The 18,629-nt window shown below is 43.5% G+C and carries 12 protein-coding genes and 1 pseudogene; 5 read left to right on the forward strand and 8 right to left on the reverse strand.

Features of this window, described 5'->3' with window-relative positions; genetic code table 11:
- Positions 1 to 2 precede the first annotated feature (2 nt).
- Complete coding sequence (locus QUB64_RS13245; protein WP_333268737.1) at positions 3 to 2,057, forward strand: transglutaminase-like domain-containing protein; 2,055 nt, start codon at positions 3 to 5, stop codon at positions 2,055 to 2,057.
- Between the two features lie 169 nt (positions 2,058 to 2,226).
- On the opposite strand, the gene QUB64_RS13250 is transcribed toward QUB64_RS13245, so the two are convergent.
- Together QUB64_RS13250 and QUB64_RS13255 are read right to left on the reverse strand one after the other, a co-directional pair.
- Positions 2,227 to 3,777: an ATP-binding protein gene (locus QUB64_RS13250; RefSeq protein WP_333268734.1), complete on the reverse strand. Its 1,551-nt coding sequence runs from the start codon at positions 3,775 to 3,777 to the stop codon at positions 2,227 to 2,229.
- A 126-nt stretch (positions 3,778 to 3,903) separates the two neighbouring features.
- Positions 3,904 to 9,702, reverse strand: a complete 5,799-nt coding sequence (locus QUB64_RS13255; protein ID WP_333394078.1) for an Ig-like domain-containing protein — start codon at positions 9,700 to 9,702, stop codon at positions 3,904 to 3,906.
- A 759-nt stretch (positions 9,703 to 10,461) separates the two neighbouring features.
- Between QUB64_RS13255 and QUB64_RS13260 the strand changes: the two genes are divergently transcribed.
- Together QUB64_RS13260 and QUB64_RS13265 are read left to right on the forward strand one after the other, a co-directional pair.
- Positions 10,462 to 10,701 (forward strand): hypothetical protein, encoded by a 240-nt coding sequence (locus tag QUB64_RS13260; RefSeq protein WP_333268730.1) that lies wholly within the window; start codon positions 10,462 to 10,464, stop codon positions 10,699 to 10,701.
- Positions 10,698 to 10,961 carry a type II toxin-antitoxin system RelE family toxin gene (locus QUB64_RS13265; RefSeq protein WP_333268728.1) on the forward strand — a complete coding sequence of 88 codons (264 nt, stop codon included), beginning with the start codon at positions 10,698 to 10,700 and terminating at the stop codon, positions 10,959 to 10,961. Before QUB64_RS13260 ends, QUB64_RS13265 begins: the two co-directional genes overlap by 4 nt.
- 35 nt (positions 10,962 to 10,996) lie before the next feature.
- Here the strand turns inward: QUB64_RS13265 and QUB64_RS13270 are convergent, their stop codons facing one another.
- A complete protein-coding gene (locus QUB64_RS13270; RefSeq protein WP_333268726.1) occupies positions 10,997 to 11,203 on the reverse strand; it encodes a hypothetical protein in 207 nt (68 codons plus the stop codon).
- Positions 11,204 to 12,701: 1,498 nt separating this feature from the next.
- Positions 12,702 to 12,863, reverse strand: coding sequence for an IS1/IS1595 family N-terminal zinc-binding domain-containing protein (locus QUB64_RS32975; protein ID WP_442921655.1), 162 nt, complete (start codon positions 12,861 to 12,863; stop codon positions 12,702 to 12,704).
- Positions 12,864 to 12,918: 55 nt separating this feature from the next.
- Between QUB64_RS32975 and QUB64_RS13275 the strand changes: the two genes are divergently transcribed.
- Positions 12,919 to 13,143 carry a hypothetical protein gene (locus QUB64_RS13275; protein WP_333268724.1) on the forward strand — a complete coding sequence of 75 codons (225 nt, stop codon included), beginning with the start codon at positions 12,919 to 12,921 and terminating at the stop codon, positions 13,141 to 13,143.
- 40 nt (positions 13,144 to 13,183) lie between these two features.
- Here the strand turns inward: QUB64_RS13275 and QUB64_RS13280 are convergent, their stop codons facing one another.
- Positions 13,184 to 13,783 carry an ATP-binding protein gene (locus tag QUB64_RS13280; protein ID WP_333268722.1) on the reverse strand — a complete coding sequence of 200 codons (600 nt, stop codon included), beginning with the start codon at positions 13,781 to 13,783 and terminating at the stop codon, positions 13,184 to 13,186.
- Between the two features lie 283 nt (positions 13,784 to 14,066).
- Here QUB64_RS13280 and QUB64_RS13285 point away from each other — a divergent pair, with 283 nt between their 5' ends.
- Entirely contained in the window at positions 14,067 to 16,430 is a 2,364-nt protein-coding gene (locus QUB64_RS13285; RefSeq protein ID WP_333268720.1) for an NACHT domain-containing protein, read from the forward strand.
- A 95-nt stretch (positions 16,431 to 16,525) separates the two neighbouring features.
- Here QUB64_RS13285 and QUB64_RS13290 read toward each other — a convergent pair whose 3' ends face one another.
- The 3 genes and pseudogenes from QUB64_RS13290 to QUB64_RS13300 all read right to left on the reverse strand — a co-directional run.
- Complete coding sequence (locus QUB64_RS13290) at positions 16,526 to 17,185, reverse strand: ISL3 family transposase (RefSeq protein ID WP_333268718.1); 660 nt, start codon at positions 17,183 to 17,185, stop codon at positions 16,526 to 16,528.
- Between the two features lie 49 nt (positions 17,186 to 17,234).
- On the reverse strand, positions 17,235 to 17,675 hold the full coding sequence (locus QUB64_RS13295) for a transposase family protein (protein ID WP_333268716.1): 441 nt from the start codon (positions 17,673 to 17,675) through the stop codon (positions 17,235 to 17,237).
- 519 nt (positions 17,676 to 18,194) lie between these two features.
- Positions 18,195 to 18,620: pseudogene (locus QUB64_RS13300) on the reverse strand (IS1634 family transposase); the annotation flags it as partial.
- Positions 18,621 to 18,629: the final 9 nt, after the last annotated feature.

Below are 18,629 nucleotides of genomic sequence, written 5' to 3' on the forward strand. Positions count from 1 at the left end.
AAATGCCAGTGATGCTTTTGGGTGCTACTATATTTTTTTGGGGCTGGCAGACGGGAATGTGGTTTTTGGCTTTGCCAATTGCTTTTATCTTAGAAGCAGCTAACTGGTTGCCTTATCGGTGGGATTTTTCAGCTAGTGATTTGAGGCGCATTGCTAATTTCTGCCTGATTATTTTGTGCTGTTTACTGGCTTATCTTTTGGTCACTAACCGCTCTATTTTCAATAACCGCTCTATTTACGTGATATATATTTTGTTGCAGTGGCTTCCTGCTGTATTTTTCCCATTGGTGGCTGCTCAGCTCTATTCTGTTAATGAAAGTCTGGATATACGCATGATTTTTTCGTGGCTAAACAAGGGAACAAAAAAAGCACTACTTAACCCCTTGATGGTGAATCTGACTTATCCATATTTTATCTGTTGCGTGTTATCTGCCAGTACCTCGAACAGTAGAGAGATATCTTTTTATCCTGGGATGTTTATCTTAACTGCTATTGCTTTGCAGTCGGTGCGATCGCAAAGATTTTCATCTATTCTCTGGATTGGTCTGATGTTAATTGCTGGCAGTATAGGATTTATAGGACAGATGGGGTTGCACCAACTTCACCTAGTAGTAGAAAAGCAAGCAATTTCATGGCTTAGTAATATGAATTCCCAACAGACAGATTCTTTGCAAAAACACACGAACATCGGGGAAGTGGGATTATTAAAACAGTCAAATGAAATTATTTTTAGAGTTGCTTCTGAAGCTAAACAGACTCCGCCTCGACTGCTAAGAGAAGCCACTTACAATCGCTACAAATCTTCAACTTGGATCGCCTTAAATCCTAATTTTGTCCCGATACAACCACAGATTAATGGCACAACTTGGGATTTAGCCGACAAATTACCTAATTCCTCCAGGATTACTATTGCGGCTGCACTGCAAGGAGGTGGAGGTTTATTAAAACTGCCCGATGGAACTTTTCAAATTGACGCATTGCCTGTCAGTCAGATGGAAAAGAATCAATACGGTACAGTTAAAGTGATGGGAAAAGTCGAGCGACCAGTTTATAAAACCTATTTTAATAATAATTTTTCTTTAGATAGCCCGCCTACAGAAGACGACCTGCAAATACCAAAATCCGAGATAGTCGCACTGAATACCATTATCAGCCAACTGAATATTCAAGGAAAATCGCAACCAGAAATATTAGATCGAATAGAGTGGTTTTTTCTGAAGAATTTCGTTTATTCACTAAAGCTTGCGGGTCAAGATAATGATGCTACTCCTATGTCAACATTTTTACTGCAATCCCGCACCGGACATTGTGAATATTTTGCGACTGCTGCGGCACTTCTCTTGAGAAAACTAGGTATTCCAGCCCGTTATGCTGTGGGATATTCCGTTCATGAATTTAGTTCTTTGGAGAACCAATATATTGTAAGAAGCCGCCACGCTCATGCTTGGACTTTGGCTTATGTCGCGGGAAAATGGCAAGCTTTTGATACTACGCCTTCTGATTGGACAAGCATTGAGGATAGTGCTGCTCCCCAATTGGCATTTATCTCTGATTTATGGTCGTTGTTGAGTTTCAAAACTTGGCTGTGGTTGCGATATTTATCAGATGGCGACAATGGATTGAAGTATGGGGGAGGAATGCTGTTGGCAGTAATATTTTTCCTGACGTGCAATCCCAAATTTAAGAAAAATTTCCGCTTTTCACCTAAGAAACGGAGGTGGCTAAAAGCTATTTATAAAAAAGATTCGTTGAGTCCGAAATCTAATTTTTATTTGATCGAACAGGCTTTAAATGAGCTAGGATTGATTCGCCATTCTTCCGAGTCTTTTAAAAATTGGATCGAGAGGTTGAAAGAGGAACAACCGGAATTATATTTACTCGACGAGTTGACATTATTGATTGAGATTCATTATTGCGATCGCTTCGATCCGGAAGGAATTCAAGAGGCACAAAAAGCTGAATTTAAATTGGCAATTAAATCCTGGCTAAATCGATATCGCACGCAGGCGATCGCTTCAAACTCTCTGGTTAATAAAAGTGGTAAATCTACTATATAGCGTTTCGAGCTTTCATATGAGGTATGCTGAGTTATGCTACAACCCTTACAGCAAGCTTTTCAGGTCAAGATTCATACCCCACTAATGTGAGAAAGGCTATAGCCTTTCTCAGGTAGATGAGGTACAGATTTAGATTTTAGATTGATAGATTTTTAATTAAAAAGAATCCTCACGCCCGAATGACTGTAATCTCTCGCCCCGAGGGACTGGGATGAATTTCAGTTTTGAGTCTTTCTTCTATTTCCAGCGCATTGTCGCGACGATCGAATATTACCAACCAACCCTCATCTTGCCCCAATCTCGCTAAATACCCATCCAACTGTTCCAATCCTTTAGTCAAAGGATCGACTTTCCGATCGCGCCACACCTTCAATTCAATTCCCAATGTCACCTCACCATAGCGCAAACAGAGATCCATGCGATCGCGCCCAATAGCATATTCCCTCTCTAGAGTTCCCCCACCATTAATCACCCTATGCAGAAACGCCATCAACACTAAATGCGGTGCAATTTCGGGATAGGAGGCACTTTTGAGCAAAGGTTCGCCATGTTGCAGCCAAAAGGCGAGAAAGGCATCGAGAAGGGCATCTGTGTTTAATTTGCCCTCAGCCGTCAACCAACTCGGTGCAATTTGTGGCAATGAAGCCATTGGTGTTACCGTTAGCACGCGCGGCAAAACTTCGCGATAAATGGGATTGGCAATGGTCAATCCGCCTTGAGTATCCATTTTACACAAACCCAAATCAATGAGAAACTGAATATCATCATTGGGGACATTTCCCAGTTCTAAACCCGCTAAAATTGGTTCGATAATGGCTTGAACTCGCTTTTCTCTGAGTCGTTCGGCTAAACTATCTAAATGTGTATCTTGTCGTTTAATCAGAATCTCTTTGGCTGTTAAGATATGTTCGCCTGTAATGGCTACAGATTCATCCGTGACTAACTCTTCAACGATTTCTTTAGCTAACGCATTCACTAACCAAGGTTGTCCTTGAGTCAATTCAAAAGCTAAAGCTGAGGCTTCAGTTGTAAAAAATTGTCCGGTATCTTCAGTATGTTGATGGTAGAGTTCGACCACTTCAGCAGCATTAAAATTCCGCATAGTGAGGGAACGAACTTTAATATTAAACGGACTGGAAGTATTGAGCCTTTCACTGCCACCTGCTGCTACTTTATAATCTCTCACATCTCGCAAACCGATTAAGCCGACTGATTGAGGAAAAGCTGTTGGACGATTGGGATAACCATCTCGCAATTGGCGTAGAATTGAAATTAAAGCCTGGTCTTGTAAGGCATCAATTTCATCGATCAAAATGACTAGAGGACGGGGCGATGCCTGCGCCCAAAGCTGTAAAGCTGCCCGAATTTTTTGTCCAGACTCTATACCTGTCCAATCAGGAGGTTGAAGTTCACTCGGAAGGCGAAAAGCAATATTATCTCGCCAAGCGCCGAGAATGGCATTTTCAGCGCCAGCAATGTCTTGACTGAAAGGTGCGCCAACTTCCACTGATAGCATGACGGCGGTATATTTTCCGCTGTCAGTGAGTTGCTTGGCTAAAGCTAACATGGCAGTGGTTTTGCCGATTTGTCGCGGTGCATGGATGACGAAATAGTTGCGTTGGGCAATTAATCGTTCCAAGCTGGGTAAGCGCAGTGTTGGAGACAGCGTATAATGAATGTCTTCCTGGCAGGGGCCAGCGGTATTGAACCAGCGAGGCATAGGTAAACTGGGGTGAGTCAGGGGTTGCTTTCAGTTTACCTTGCGATTGTCGGAAGGCCGATCGCGCCCCAGCGTTACCAGATTCGATTTTGCACCCTCGAAGCGGTTGCAACCGCTATCTTAAATCTACAAACCTAACTCAATTACTCTAAAATCTTGTTGGGTGATGAGGTTAGCTGGTACGCCGTTGAGAGTAGCTAAGATTTGATCTGTATTGGCAATTTTGATTAATGTTGCACCGCCTTCTTGAACTATGCTGAGTCGATCGACCTTTAAGCCTGCTAGCCCTCCCGTCAAAACCAATAAATCCTCACCTTGCTTAAAATCAGCAATCACATCGCCACCATCCCCCGCAGTTAAGCCAAAGTAATCGCGCCCGCTTCCCCCTTGCAGCGTATCGTTTCCGAAGTCTCCAATCAACCAGTCGTCACCACTTCCCCCAATCAAAGTATCGTCACCCTTGCCGCCGTACAGAGTATCGTTACCGTCACCGCCGCACAATTTATCCGCATCTTCATTGCCAAAAATTAGATCGTTGCCGCTACCGCCACACAAATAATCTTTTTGGCTGCTACCATCCGTCGGAATATTGTCAATATCTCCGAAAATTGTATCGTCGCCTTCGCCGCCGCAGATGGTGTCACTTCCCAAATCTCCCAACAGCAGATCGTTGCCAGATTCGCCGCAAATTAGATCGTTATCTTTGCCTCCGTGGATGCTGTCATTGCCATTGCCACCAGCAAGAGTATCTGCACCTTCTTGCCCGTATAAAAGGTCGTTGCCGTTATCCCCAAATAGCAAATCTTTTCCTGTAAAATCGCCGTCAGAGGAGTCAGAAGTGCCGCCAAATAAACTGTCATTACCTTCATCCCCCAGCAAGGTATCGTTGCCTTTGTCACCCCAAACTATGTCATTATCTTTGCCTGCGATCGCCCGATCGTCATCTTTTCCCGCATAAATAACATCATTCCCAGCGTCTCCGACGATGTAGTCGTTATCTTCGTTGCCAAATATCGTGTCGCTGTCTGCATCCGCGCCCACAGGAACCGGGCTCGCAAGGCCGCCGTAAATATTGTCTCTGCCGAACAAGCCAATTAGCAAGTCGTTGCCGTTAAAACCGTTGATGCTGTCATTAAGATTGCTGCCGGTAAGAGTATCTTTACCGTCAGTACCGTTGAGAGTGTTTGCAGTGAGGTTGGGGCCGGGAATGGCAGTGCGATCGGGTAAATTGATTCGATCGCACGTACAGTCTTCAGAATCAGCAGGAATGACCTCAGGTATTGGGGTTTCGGTTGGAAGAGGTGCGATGGGGGCGATCGGCGTTTCCACTGGCGCGGGAGTCGGGGTGGGAGTTTCCACTGGCGCGGGAGTCGGAATTGCGATCGGCGTGCGAATGGGTGCGATCGGCGTGGGAGTTGGGGTGGGAATTGCGAGCGGCGTCGGCGTGGGAGTTGGCGTGGGAATTGCGAGCGGCGTCGGTGTGGGAGTTTCCGCTGGCGTGGGAGTGGGAATTGCGATCGGATTTGGCGTCGGCGTAGGAGTTTCCACTGGCGTGGGAGTCGGAATTGCGATCGGATTTGGCGTCGGCGTGGAAGTTTGCGCTGGCGTGGGAGTCGGAATGGCGATCGGAGTTGGCGTGGGAGTTTCCGCAGGAGTTGGCGTGGGAGTTTCCGCAGGATTTGGCGTGGGAGTTTCCGCAGGAGTTGGCGTGGGAGTTTCCGCAGGAGTTGGCGTGGGAGTTTCCGCAGGAGTTGGCGTGGGAATTGCGATCGGATTTGGCGTCGGAGTCGGTGTGGGAGTATTGTCTAAAATAGTCAAAATAGCAGCAGAATTCGTTCCCAAACTGGCACCATTGCTAGGCAAACTCAAGCTGAGATTAACAGTTTCATCGCCTTCTACTAAGGAGTCGTCAATAATTGGTACAGTAAAAGTTTTCTGAGTTTCGCCGATCGCAAAATTCAGCCTACCCGATGCAGCAGTATAGTCGGCGCCAGCATTAGCAGTGCCGTTCGACGTACTGTAACTGACATCAGCAGCAACATCAGTATTTGTACGAATGACGGTAATTGTCGCAGCAGCAGCATTTTCCTTGATACTGTAGTTAGCTTTACTGAAGTTAAACGCGCCCGCACTCTTAACAGTAATGTTCACCGCGACGGGCGCAGAGTCAAGGATGCCGTCATTAACTATGTATGTAAAACTGTCTGTTCCAGAAAAGCCAGTATTCGGAGTATAAGTAAAAGAACCGTTTTTATTGAATGTCAGCTTGCCGTTGCTGGGCAAATCAGCCGGGACTGATGTCAGCGGGTTGCCGTCGGGATCGGAGTCGTTGGCCAAGACGCCCGCGATCGCATCCACGTAGAGAACACTGGTATCCAATGTACTGTAACTGTCTGGATTGGCGATCGGCTGCTGGTTGGTGACATTAATCCCGATCGAAGTGGGCGCGGAAGTGAACGCCCCGTCACTGATGCTGTAGCTAAATTCCTCCAAGCCGACAAAATCCGGCCTCGGAGTATAGCTAAAGGTACCATTATCATTGAAACTCACCTGACCGTTGGTGGGTAACGTGACTATTTTGGCAATCAAGGGGTCGCCATCGGGATCGAGATCGTTTCCCAGGACTCCGGGGAAGGGAATATTGAGTGTCTTGTTGTGGGGAGTATTGTAACGATCGCTATTTGCTTGTGGTGGCTGATTGGTGACATTGATACTTACCGGAGTGTCCGCAGACGTAGATACCCCGTCACTCATGTTGTAACTGAATTCGTCCAGGCCGACAAAACCCGGATTGGGAGTATAGCTAAAGGAACCGTCAGGGTTGAAATTGACCTTACCGTTTTTGGGTAATATTACCAGTTTGGCAGTCAAGGGGTCGCCGTCGGGGTCGCTGTCGTTGCCTAAGACTCCAGGGGCTGGAATATTGAGTGTCTTGTTGTGGGGAGTGTTGTAGCGATCGCTATTTGCTTGTGGCTGCTGATTCGTGACATTGATCTTGACCGGCACCGAAACAGGTGGGGTGATGCCGTCAGTGACGCTATAGCTGAAGTTGTCTGTACCGATAAAACCTGGATTGGCAGTATAGCTGAAGGAACCGTCAGCCTTGAAATTGACCTTGCCGTTGTTGGGAAGTGACTCCACTGTGGCAGTCAAGGGGTCGCCGTCGGGGTCAATGTCATTGGCCAGGACTCCGGGGGCTGGAACATTCAGTCCCTTGCTGTGGAGAGTTGTGTAGTTGTCGCTATTTGCTACTGGCGGCTGGTTGGTTAGCGAGTTGGTGACGTTGATATTCACCGAAATGGCAGGAGATCGCAAGATCCCGTCACTGATGCTGTAGCTGAAAATGTCTGCACCGACAAAGGCGGGGTTGGGAGTATAGCTGAAGGAACCATCAGCCTTAAAATCGACCTTGCCATTTTTGGGGCCAGTTGATAAAGTTGCCGTCAGCGGGTCGCCGTCGAGGTCGCTGTCGTTGCCTAAGACGCCTGCGATCGCAGAAATGTTGAGGGCGGTATCAAGTGAGGTACTGTAATTGTCTGTTTGTCCAGCAGGCGGCAAGTTGGCGACATTGAGGTTGACGAAAACAGCCCCAGACGGCGATACTCCGTCGCTGACGCTGTAGGTGAAGTTGTCTGGCCCGGCAAAACCCGCATTGGGAGTATAGCTGAATGAACCGTCTGCCTTAAAATCGACCTTGCCGTTGATTGGGTTTGACAATACCTTGGCTGTCAGGATATCGCCGTCGGGGTCGCTGTCGTTGCCTAATACTCCGGGGGCTTGCTGGTTGAATACCTTGGTGTGGGGAATGGTGTAATTGTCTGTTTGTCCCGCAGGCGGCAAGTTGGTGAGGTTGATGACGAAAGTTTGATTGGCGGATGTATCGACACCGCCGTTAGCTACGCCGCCATTATCTTTGAGATTGAGAGCGATCTTAGCACTGCCGATCGCACCCACGGCCGGTGTAAATGTTAGCGTGCCCGCCGAGTCGATCGCAGGCGGTACGCTAAACAAAGCAGCATTGTCATTCCCGACTACTTGAAAAGCCACAGTTTGTCCCGACTCGTTGGCGGGGCCTGGAGAAATTGCCGTCGCCCATCCGGGGACTGTTTGCGCGCTGGAATTACTCTTGAGAGTGCGATCGCCCCCTTTGACAAACGAGGGTGCATCGTTGACTGGATTAACGGTAATTGTCGGTGCGATCGAATTAGTGCTAAACGGCGTTGTTCCCCCAGTAACTGAAGCGTTCACACCCACAGTACCGTTAGCAACTCCATTCGTTCCATCCCACGCCCGCACCGTAATTGTTGGTTCGCTGCCAGCGATACTGTAATAATTTGGGTTGGGTACAAAGCGGACTTTCGCAGGCGTTTGTAGAGAAACCCGCGTTAAGTTGATGTTAGATTGAGCTGAGGTTGTGTAGTCTCCGAGAAATAGAAAATTAGCAGTTTCATAGGGGTCATTCGCGCCAGTAAATGCAGCATAATTTCGCAGCGGCCCCGTTAGTATAACATTATTGCTTCCGTCCGAAAGAGAGTAATTGTCGCCTAGAACTTTCAGAGTATAGTTAGTAGCAAGATTCGTATTGTAAGCAGCCTTTTCGGCAGCCAGAAATAAGCTATTGGGTTGTCCGCCAGGATTGGGAGTAATTCCGTCTGCTTGAGCAAAGATATTGCCCGTAGTTGCAGATAGCTGTTGGAAACCGATTTCAATTGCTTTTTTATCGCTTGTAACGGCAACAATGCTAAAACCCGCCCGATTGGCATTAGTACGGGCTTCGGAGATAATTTGCAGATTAAAAGATAAGCTAAATCCCTGCGTGCGATCGAGGGGCGGAAATGACGTATTTAAAGGATCATTTGTATAACCAGCATAAATGCTATTCGCAGCAGTGCTGTTTAAATTAGCTCCATTACCGCTAAATATTTCCGAAGCTGTAGTGCTAGGAGAAATAAAATTTAAATTAGTCAAATACAGCCTATTTTGAGAACTGGGAGTGTTGCCCAGCAAGCCATTATAAAGAGGAGTCTGGCCGAACACTGTTGCTGAACTTTCCGACAATGTACCGAAATTTGTCCAAGTATTGCCATTCGTTGAAAATTGCCAATTGCCGTTAGTATTGTCTGCTGCTGTGACTGCGACACCCAACGGATCGCCATTAGCGTCACCGCCTAACTCGCTAGTGATGTTGAAAATACTAAAGCCCGTGTTAGCTGCGTTGGCTGGATCTTCATCAATTGCGATCGGCGTATTATTAACATTAGGATTTATCAAAGTCGGAGCGCTGTTGACCTGCGGGTTGCGGAGGCTGTTAATATAAATAGTGTTAATTCCACCGTTGGGCAAACCGATAGAACCTGGACTATCAACAGCATAATTAGCAGTTCGGTTGACGCCCCCAAGAGCACTGGAAAACTCGACATTACGCCCGTTATTTGGGGCTGAAATTTGCACCTTAGCTGCACTACCAAAGGCTCCGTGCGTTCCCAATGACCTCCAGGCGATCGCATCTACTGTATCGGTGTTTATAGTGCTAGTATTATCAACATAAACAACATCAGAAGCCGCGAAATCCCCATCAAAATTTCCCGCTGGGAGCAACTTTGTCAAAAATCCACCTTCGGGACTCAATCTAATGTTCCAATCGCTATCTGTTCCCAAAGGTATGGGGTTGTAGGTAATCTCTTGATTGGCGATTGCTCCACCGATCGCAATTATTGTTCCTGCTTTAAACACGGGAGCAATACTCGCCATGCTGGCAAATCGATAAGCTGAATATTTAGTTGTTGTTGGAGCAGTTGAGTCGCCTACAAAATAGCTCTGAAGCTGAGTAGCTGTTAAATCTTCTGTCAGCAGTAACTCTACATACTCATTGCCTGTAAAGTCTCCAGTATCGCGCCGGAATTCGTTAATAATTATCTGTCCCATTTCGAGGCACCTAAATTAGATATAATAATCAGATAAATAATGTGTAAAAAACAGTCACATTCTGACAACATTCAAGCAAGTGAGGATTTATTTTTCGACCGTAGGGTGTGTCATACCGTTCGCTTGAAGTATGGGAAAAGATGTGAGGATATGACGCACCCACCAGACGTGCGGATATATAATTAACAGCTTAACGCACTCCTACTAATAATTTATGTGAATTAATGAAAAATACTATAATTTAAATTTAGCCAATCAAATTTATAATGTCAAGCATCCGGTCACATCAATAAATTTTATTCATAAATTTTTTGATATTTAGGCGACTAATTAGCCGCCTAAATATCAAAAATAACCAACAAACGATATCGTGTTCGATCGATCGCAATATTTTTGCAGTGGCGAGTTTACGCCGCTCTCTGGCTGATATTGGAAACCGGGCGTGAACCCACCCCGGAGCGGAATTATGGTAAAATTACCGGGTACGATATATCAATAGTCTGGACATTTTTTAGGTCGCAGTGTGAAACCCTTGATTTACCCGAAAGCATCTCGATCGCCCTGAAGCCCTGATTCTACGGTCGGCAATCCAAAACTGTCCGAAGTGTTGACCTAAAACAAATACATTATTTTTGATGGAAAAATTTTAAAGTACGCGCGGCGCAGCTATCCCTCTTCGTGAATCGCCCCGACGAGCAACTGCGACAATGGGCACAGGCATAATTAAAAATGTAAAACTAAATATGGAGAAAAGTTTGAATGGCTGAGAATATCGTGAAAGTAGATATCACATTTCAATCACTACTGGAAGCAATTTTGTCACTGGAAATTGCGGAAAAACAGAAGCTTTGGGAACTCTTGGAAGCTGAACTATTCCCGGAAGAGGAAGATTCTCCCGAAGATATTGCTGAAATTGAGGCCGCCCGTGCTGATTACAAAGCTGGTGATTGCACCACGTTCGACGAATACATGAATCAACGGGTAAGAAAGTCATTATGACTTATACAATCATCATACCCAAAGCTGTGCAAAAACAGCTAGATGCCTTGCCCGATGATGTCTACGAGCGTATCGCTGTCAAAGTCCAGCAACTTGCCGAAAACCCTCGCCCAGATGGAGTGGTTAAACTCAAAGGTTATGAAAATGAATACCGTATTCGCATCGGTGATTATCGCGTTCGTTATGAAATAGAAGATGAAAAGCTAACGATTCTGCTGTTACAATGCAAACATCGGAAGGACGTTTACAGAGAAGGTTGATTCCTCACGCACTATCTCACGCATCCCAAAACGAATTAAAACACTTCGTCTTCGATTCCCACCCACCATTCGCCCAGATTCATTAAATCTTGGTGAAGATCGGTAAGTTCTTTGAGATATTCTTCAGTAGAAATCTCCGATCGCCTTTCTTGCAATTTTTTCATCCGGAGTTGCACCAACAGCCACGGTTTGGAAATGCCGTCGGTTGCTTCGATATATTGGGCTAGGTCTTTGCTGTCCATTTGCGATCTATTTCCTGAGCTAGTTGATGTTTAGCAATTATAGTTTTAACCAAATTCGGCGATTGAAATCGCTACTAGACAAACTTTCGTCCCAGCAGAGGCAGGGCTGATTCATTCTCATACTAAATCAGCCCATGAAACAGCGACTGCTGTCTGTGTAAATTCGATCAAAGTAAACTCGATAAAAGTCGCTATTGTTTTTGTGATTAATAATATATACAGTCTAATCGAATATCTAAAAAAAGTCAAGGATTTTCGTCGATGCCAGGGACAAAGACATCCTTTATGGTTGAGCTTACTAATAGTCATATTAGGTTGAATCAGTGAACATCTAGGATATAGAGCCTTGGGAAATCCCAGCTAGTTCTCAACCACACGAACTGACTAAATATTTTCGTATCCGTCGCCGTGAAGTGCCATCTTACTCAACTATTATGAGAGCAATGATGGGAGTATAGCTGGCAGATTAGATTGAGTTTTTTAATCACTGGGCTAGTCAGTTAAAACGATATTTTATGTCAATCATGGTATTATTAAATATTTATATATAGTTGCTCAAATCAGTATCTTTTCCTACGGTTTTGTTTCTTTTTTTGGAAAAAATGTTCCGTAAGAACTCCAAAAGTCTGTATAATATCATGTCCGGTTGATTACCATAACAAAAACGATCGAACTAATCTGATTGCGGTTAATCGATCGGACACGATATAACTCACAGCACATTGGCGATAAACTGGTGTTCAGTTGACCGCTTGACAGTTGACAGTTGACCGCTTGAGGGCACTTCACCTGGAAGTCCGAGGATTGGAGGAATGAATAGTCTGATTTTAATTTCTCCCTACAAGGGTTCCGGCTTTAAACCAATTCTTTCTGGTAAAAAATCCCATAATCCCCTCGCACTCTTGTTCATGTCTGTGACCAATATATACTCCTACAATTTATGAATTTAACGCATCAATGGCTCCCAGACACTGCTTAGGAGCGCGAATTAAATAACTTACAATTTTAATTGTTATTGTGGCATGGGCTATAAGATCCAGTCCAAAAATGGCGGGATCTTATAGCCCCACAAACTTGTGTAAGTTATTTAATTCTCATTCCTTAGTAGCCGGAAAGTACGCTCAAAATGACGACATTTCATCAGATTTAATTTTTAGCTTCCGCCTTTTTTAAATTCACTTATAATTCTCTAGCTTACCGAGCCTAATTTTTTCAAAACACATACTATTGCAACCACGTTTGAGAGACTCCTCTAGCTCTCACAATTATAGCCTGCATATATAGCGGTTCTCATAAAGATGAGGTATGCCAAATTCTGCTACGATCGCCAGGGAGAACACACACAGAAGAAGAGCATCTTTACTCCCAGAAACCTCAGAAAGCTTATCGGAACTATCGATTACCTTTTTCCCAATTACCTTTTTCCCAATTACCTTTTTCCCAATTACCCATTACCAGACATACCTCATCTTTTTGATCGAGGCTATATCTTTTCTTTCTAAAGCAGATCTATTAATTCCCTTGTTGCTTCAGAAATCGGTTGATGTCTGGGATATATGACAAATTGTCTGACACTATCTCGCCCTTTAAAATTTTGTTTTCCGGAGTGAGTGTGACCATTTTTTACAATGTATTGAGAGTTGCACTTTGGACATTTCATGCTCTCAAACTCTAGGTAGATTGAATACGTAAAATTATCACAGATTTTCCTGAGTATGCAGGACTACGCTGATTCAAAAAGCGATGAACTAGATTGCGGATGGGTGGTCATCATTCACAACGAAAATTTTGGGATCCGTATCAACCGTCATCACAAAAAAGTTTCTTTCTACGGTCAATTGAAAGCTGGAAATTACAGAAAAATTTTAGCAGGAATTACGGGACTAAAGAAACCGGGTTTTTTAACCAATCTTGAGGGTTTGAATCAAGTATTAGGGTGAAAAACCCGGTGGCTCGCCTCCAGTGCATAAGTTTTATGTACTAAAGCATAAATTCGAGATCGTTCAAACTGAACTGACTTGTTTCTTGCAATTCTTCTTGCAACTTCGCGTTGAAGTCAAAAGGCTGGCCGCAATCCCAAATTTTGATTTCTATGCGATTGTGAAATACTGTTATTTCCAGATCGATCGGAGTTGCTAATGGCAGATGTTTGTGAGCATGGCGAACAGCATTTGTAAACCCCTCGATGGTAGCAAGTTTGCAGTTTTGAAACACTGCTTCAGGAATGGGTAGAGGCTCTAACTGCTGGATCAAAGATAAAACTTGATCCACAGCTTTGAGTTCACTTTTTAATTGAACGCTAATTTTGTGAATTGGCTGGTTAGAACTGCGCTCTGATTCACGATTTCGTTGCTTTTGAAACCAGTTCAAACCGTTTAAAACATCGCTAGACCGCTTAAAAAAACCAGATTGAGTGCTGTGTTGGGATGGTACTAGACCTGAAAGATGCTGATAATATTTGAGAATGAACAGACAGTTTCGACTGTCAGAAGTGCGGGTATAGCTTAGCTGATCGGCAATTTTGCTCATGAGTTTTATACCTACCCCACCTGACGGAATTTCATCCATGTTATCTCTCATTTTGCTATCCTTTGTCATCATTTTAATGTGTACTTTTTTACCAAAACAGCGAGTGGCATTCTTTCACCGGAGACCTCGAAGCGAGATAGAGAAGCCATTTGGGATATATAGGCTGTGCTGTGCCCGATCGCACTCAAACAAAAACGCTGTTTATACTCCAGAGGGATGCTCTCGTTGTTCTCCCGATCATTTTCTCTTGGTTGCTAACGTCTTGACAAACTCAGTTGGCGATCGCTAAACTGATCGAAAACTGACATTGACAAATAGAAAAGTCAATTATACAATGACTACCCTCAGATCCTCTCAGAAGGGACTAATAAGAATTAAGCAGGCTAGAAGAGAGAGGGGATGGACGATAGACAACCCCAGATGGCTAGTAGAAGCTAGTCAAAAATTAGATCCCGATCGCACTTGGACTGATGATGGGCCCTATGCCGATGGCCTCTCGCTGCCAACTTGGAGGCGTTTTTTAGGAGGACAAGAACCCATTAATGCCAATGCTTTCCAGGCTTTCTGCACGGTTTTGCAGTTGAATTGGGAAGAAATTGTCGATCGTCCTCCGCAGCAGAATTTAGACATTGATTCGGTAGTGCAAGAGATTCGGCAAAAATGCCACACCAAAATCCAACAACTTTACAGCAAAATGCAACTGTTGGACATAGCACAACCCGTTGATGTCAGCAACCTTTACGTTGAAGTCAACATTTTGGAGGCAATTACCGCTTGGCAGCCGGGAGAAATTCGCGATTTAGTCAGAGACTTCAACCCAGATGCGGATAACTTTAACCGCTTGGGATTGGGTAAAGTCTGCCAGAAACGAGTCCCCGGTTTAGATGCTGTGAAATCTCACTCTAAACTTATGGTACTCGGCAAACCGGGTTCCGGTAAAACTACCTTTTTGAAACATATCGCCATTCAGTGCGATCGGGCAAAATTTGAACCAAATAAAATACCTATTTTTATACTAATAAAAAAAATTAACCAAATCGCCAATCTTGACTTATTGGCATATATCAGCGACGAATTTGCCAGTTGCGGAGTTGAAGTGCGATCGCAAACTGAATCCGCACTCAGTCAAGGCAGAGGTTTGATTTTATTGGACGGCTTAGATGAAGTGCCAGAATCCGATAGCAATGCAGTCGTCAAACAGATTCGTCAGTTTGTCCAAAAGTATTACAAAAATCAGTTTATCGTCACCTGTCGAATTGCCGCTGCTAAGTACCGATTTCATGACGAAGGCTTTACCTGTGTTGAGGTAGCCGATTTTAATAACGAGCAAATCGCTGCCTTTGCTAGCAATTGGTTTGTGGCGTTTTCCCAGAACAATCTGGAGGCAGGCCAAGCTTTAGCATCTCAATTTGTAGAGCAGCTAAAACTGAATAAAAATCAGCAAATTAGAGAACTAGCAGTAACACCTATCTTGTTGAATCTAACTTGTTTAGTATTCCAAGCAAAAGCAGATTTTCCATCCAACCGATCCAAGTTGTATGAGGAAGGACTGGAAATTATGCTCAGAAAATGGGATGAAACTAGAGGCATTCAACGGGATGAAGTTTATCGCGATTTGAATTTGTGCCGCCAGCAACATTTACTTGCTTTTGTGGCAGCTATTACTTTTGAGCGGGGCGATTACTTTTTTGAAAAAACTACAGTTCAGCAATTGATTGCCGACTATCTAGCTAACTTGCCCGAAGGTAAAACTGACCGCGTTCAGTTAGAAATGGATAGTGAGGTTGTGCTGAAGGCGTTCGAGGCACAACATGGGTTATTGGTGGAGAGGGCAAGGGGGATTTATTCGTTTTCTCATCTAACATTTCAAGAGTATTTTACTGCCAAAGCAATTATTAAGAATTATGAGGCACAAGCTTTAGAAAAACTCGTCAGCCACATCACCGAGAAGCGTTGGCGAGAAGTTTTTTTACTGGCAGTTGGTATGTTGCAAAATGCTGATAAATTGTTGGTGTTAATCAAACAGCAAGTTGATGGACTCCTCGCTGAGGATGAGCAGTTACAGCAGTTCCTAGTGTGGGTAAACAAAAAATCCCTTTCTGTTGATTTTATCTACAAACCTGCGGCAGTTAGATTCTTTTACTTTTCCCTTTTGCCATGCCTTGAGCTTGCTCTTAATCGTAACCCTGAACGTTTCCTTGATGCTGCCCTTTACCAGGCAATTAAACATACCTTTGACCCTGCTGTTCAACTGACCATTGACCTTGTTCTTGACCTTGCCATTTTGCCTGTACTCGACAGTGCTATTGACCCTGCCCTTAGTCTTGCCCACGACATTCTTCTTGTCTCTGTTGTGGAACCTGAACTGATGCAAGCACTGGGAGAACTTAAGAAACAACTACCTCACCCAGATTGTGACAAGGAAATATTTAGGCAATGGTGGCAAGCTAACGGAGAAGTTTGGACTAGGCAATTAAGACAAATCATAATTTTCTATCGCAATATAGGTCACGATTGGCAATTTAGCGAACACCAGAAGTCATTGCTGAAACAATATTACGATGCTAATAAATTGCTGGTATATTGCCTGAATAGCGGTTGTAATGTATCTCCTGCTGTGCGGCAGGAAATTGAGGAGACATTGCTGTTGCCGATCGCAAATATCGAAAAAACAGGTGAAAAGTGCGATCGCGCTTAATTGCGATCGATCGCCCTCCCCTTCACCTTGACACTTGATAGGCAGTGGAAATGATATAATGGCTGGCTCTCCAGAACTTATGGTGATAATTTTATCTAATGCAAGAAGCAAGCTAATACGCGATTTCTCAAATTATCAAAATTAGAAAAGCCATACCCTTGTCGCATAATCAACTTAATTTTATTATTAATTCCTTCCATCACTCCACTGGTTGTGCGATGAACAAAGTAGTTGCAAATACCCTCAAAATGATTTTCAATTGTTGACGCAGATTCTCGAAAGAATAATTGTGCATGATTCAGCCAGTTTTTGAATTTTCCCTGCCCTTTTTTGACAGTTAAATTAGTTTCATATATTTTTCTAAAATCTTCCTTCATCTGATACGCAATTCTCAAACATTCTGATTTTGTTAATGTCAATTCTAATCTATCAAGCTGCTCTGGATTAAGATCTTCCCCATTACTTAATAATAAATATTTACTACATCTATCTGTAATGCCTGCTGCTCTACGTAATTTATTTAAATCTCGATTTGCCACTTTCATGACATGAAAACGGTCAATGACAATTTGGGCATTTGGGAATACTTGTTTGATAATCTTAGGGAATCCTCCCCACATATCAACACTCACTTCTTCAACTTGTTCACGAACTTCAATCGGTTGCTCCCTAAGAACTTCCATGATTTCCTCCTGACGGTGAGAGTCAATTATTTCAATCAAATTACCTTCAGAAATATCACTAATGACAGTCACAAACTTTCCTTGACCTTTCCGCATACTTATTTCATCCAGAGAGATTCGCTTAGCTGGCTTCCAAGTTGTTTTTTTTTAGCTTAATTACCCGCTCAAATATTCCTTTTATTTCGTCATAACTCAGTTGTTCTTCTCGCCCAATCTGTTCTATATTCGATTGTTGAACGCGCTCATAAATATTTTGTTCGTATCGTTGAGTATGCCTTCTTTTTCTCTCCAAAAAATGTATTTTTGTGGGATATCGTTGGCAATTAGGACAGTAAAACTGCCGTCGTGGGATTTTTAAATAAACAGGACGACCAAAGACTGGCAAATCTCTTACTAAGATTGCTCGATTCTGATGCAGTTGTTCGGTATAATTTTGACAGTGATGACAAACCATACCTTCTCGTACAATTCTCAGTCCTAATAAAAATTTTGCCTCAATTTGAGTACAACTTTCAACCTTGACTCCAGGCAAGTCTAATATATAGTCCCAATAAAAGTCCATGACAGTAAATGTATTGTTTGTTAGATTATACACCATAAAGTCAGGAGAGCCTAATGGCTAAAAGTTATTAGAAGTAAAGATCGTGCACATTACTCTAAAACCTGACCACAATCAATTCATTGAAGTAGGACTAGATAAGACGGCGGTTGAAACCGATCCTACACAAACGAATTGGGCCTGGTGCGGAATGAAGAAAAAAACGCGGTTTCAACCCACATTCCGCACCCCCAAGGGGCAGCCTACGCGAATTGAGGGGGTAAAAGTGAATCATCCGAGATCGAGCGTGAGTAAAAACACCCAAAAATCTGTGCAACGAGATCATCACCCAGTTAGGAATTTCTCAAAATTGACATGAGGGCATGAATTAAATCTTCTTAACCCATAAAACGTCAAAAATCCGACCATTACTAACTATTAATTTCCCGCATATATCGTCGGCCATATGACAATTATACATCACTGCTGCATCTACAATTACTTAAATGTAAGTCTGTTTTGCAATCAATAATCGACTTCATTTCACCATAAAAAATAATCAGACCTACCGCTGACTGGAAACAAATTTAATATGACCAACCGTGAGGATGTCAAATTAGAAACTTGTTGAATTCCTTGAATGCAAACGGCATGAATCGACTGAAAACTTGGGAATATCCAGCGTAAACTAGGTCGATTAGTTCCTTTACCCAACTGATTTTTTACAGTTTTATTAGTGAGTTGCAAATTTTGCCGGAGTAACCTTTGACCTCAAGTATAAACCAACAAACACAAACCCATTACCAAAGTTAAAGCCTCGATTCTTTCCGGCGACTTCAGAAACACGCTATCCGTAAAAAATAGGGGGTCTTTCAAAAACCTAAACCCTCTCTCTGCTGACTGCTGTTCCTGATATTTCACAATCATTTCATCAGGATTTAATTGTGACGCATCCAGCACATTAGTCGCTCAGATAAA

Origin of the sequence: Microcoleus sp. Aus8_D2, assembly GCF_036702665.1 — a bacterium.
Taxonomy (GTDB): Bacteria; Cyanobacteriota; Cyanobacteriia; order Cyanobacteriales; family Microcoleaceae; genus Microcoleus.

What these genes read in the sequence shown, in the direction of transcription:
- QUB64_RS13245 (WP_333268737.1), top strand. Translation starts at nt 3, where the DNA reads ATGCCAGTGATGCTTTTGGGTGCTACTATATTTTTTTGGGGCTGGCAG.
- QUB64_RS13250 (WP_333268734.1), bottom strand. Translation starts at nt 3,777, where the DNA reads ATGCCTCGCTGGTTCAATACCGCTGGCCCCTGCCAGGAAGACATTCAT.
- QUB64_RS13255 (WP_333394078.1), bottom strand. Translation starts at nt 9,702, where the DNA reads ATGGGACAGATAATTATTAACGAATTCCGGCGCGATACTGGAGACTTT.
- QUB64_RS13260 (WP_333268730.1), top strand. Translation starts at nt 10,462, where the DNA reads ATGGCTGAGAATATCGTGAAAGTAGATATCACATTTCAATCACTACTG.
- QUB64_RS13265 (WP_333268728.1), top strand. Translation starts at nt 10,698, where the DNA reads ATGACTTATACAATCATCATACCCAAAGCTGTGCAAAAACAGCTAGAT.
- QUB64_RS13270 (WP_333268726.1), bottom strand. Translation starts at nt 11,203, where the DNA reads ATGGACAGCAAAGACCTAGCCCAATATATCGAAGCAACCGACGGCATT.
- QUB64_RS32975 (WP_442921655.1), bottom strand. Translation starts at nt 12,863, where the DNA reads ATGAAATGTCCAAAGTGCAACTCTCAATACATTGTAAAAAATGGTCAC.
- QUB64_RS13275 (WP_333268724.1), top strand. Translation starts at nt 12,919, where the DNA reads ATGCAGGACTACGCTGATTCAAAAAGCGATGAACTAGATTGCGGATGG.
- QUB64_RS13280 (WP_333268722.1), bottom strand. Translation starts at nt 13,783, where the DNA reads ATGAGAGATAACATGGATGAAATTCCGTCAGGTGGGGTAGGTATAAAA.
- QUB64_RS13285 (WP_333268720.1), top strand. Translation starts at nt 14,067, where the DNA reads ATGACTACCCTCAGATCCTCTCAGAAGGGACTAATAAGAATTAAGCAG.
- QUB64_RS13295 (WP_333268716.1), bottom strand. Translation starts at nt 17,675, where the DNA reads ATGGACTTTTATTGGGACTATATATTAGACTTGCCTGGAGTCAAGGTT.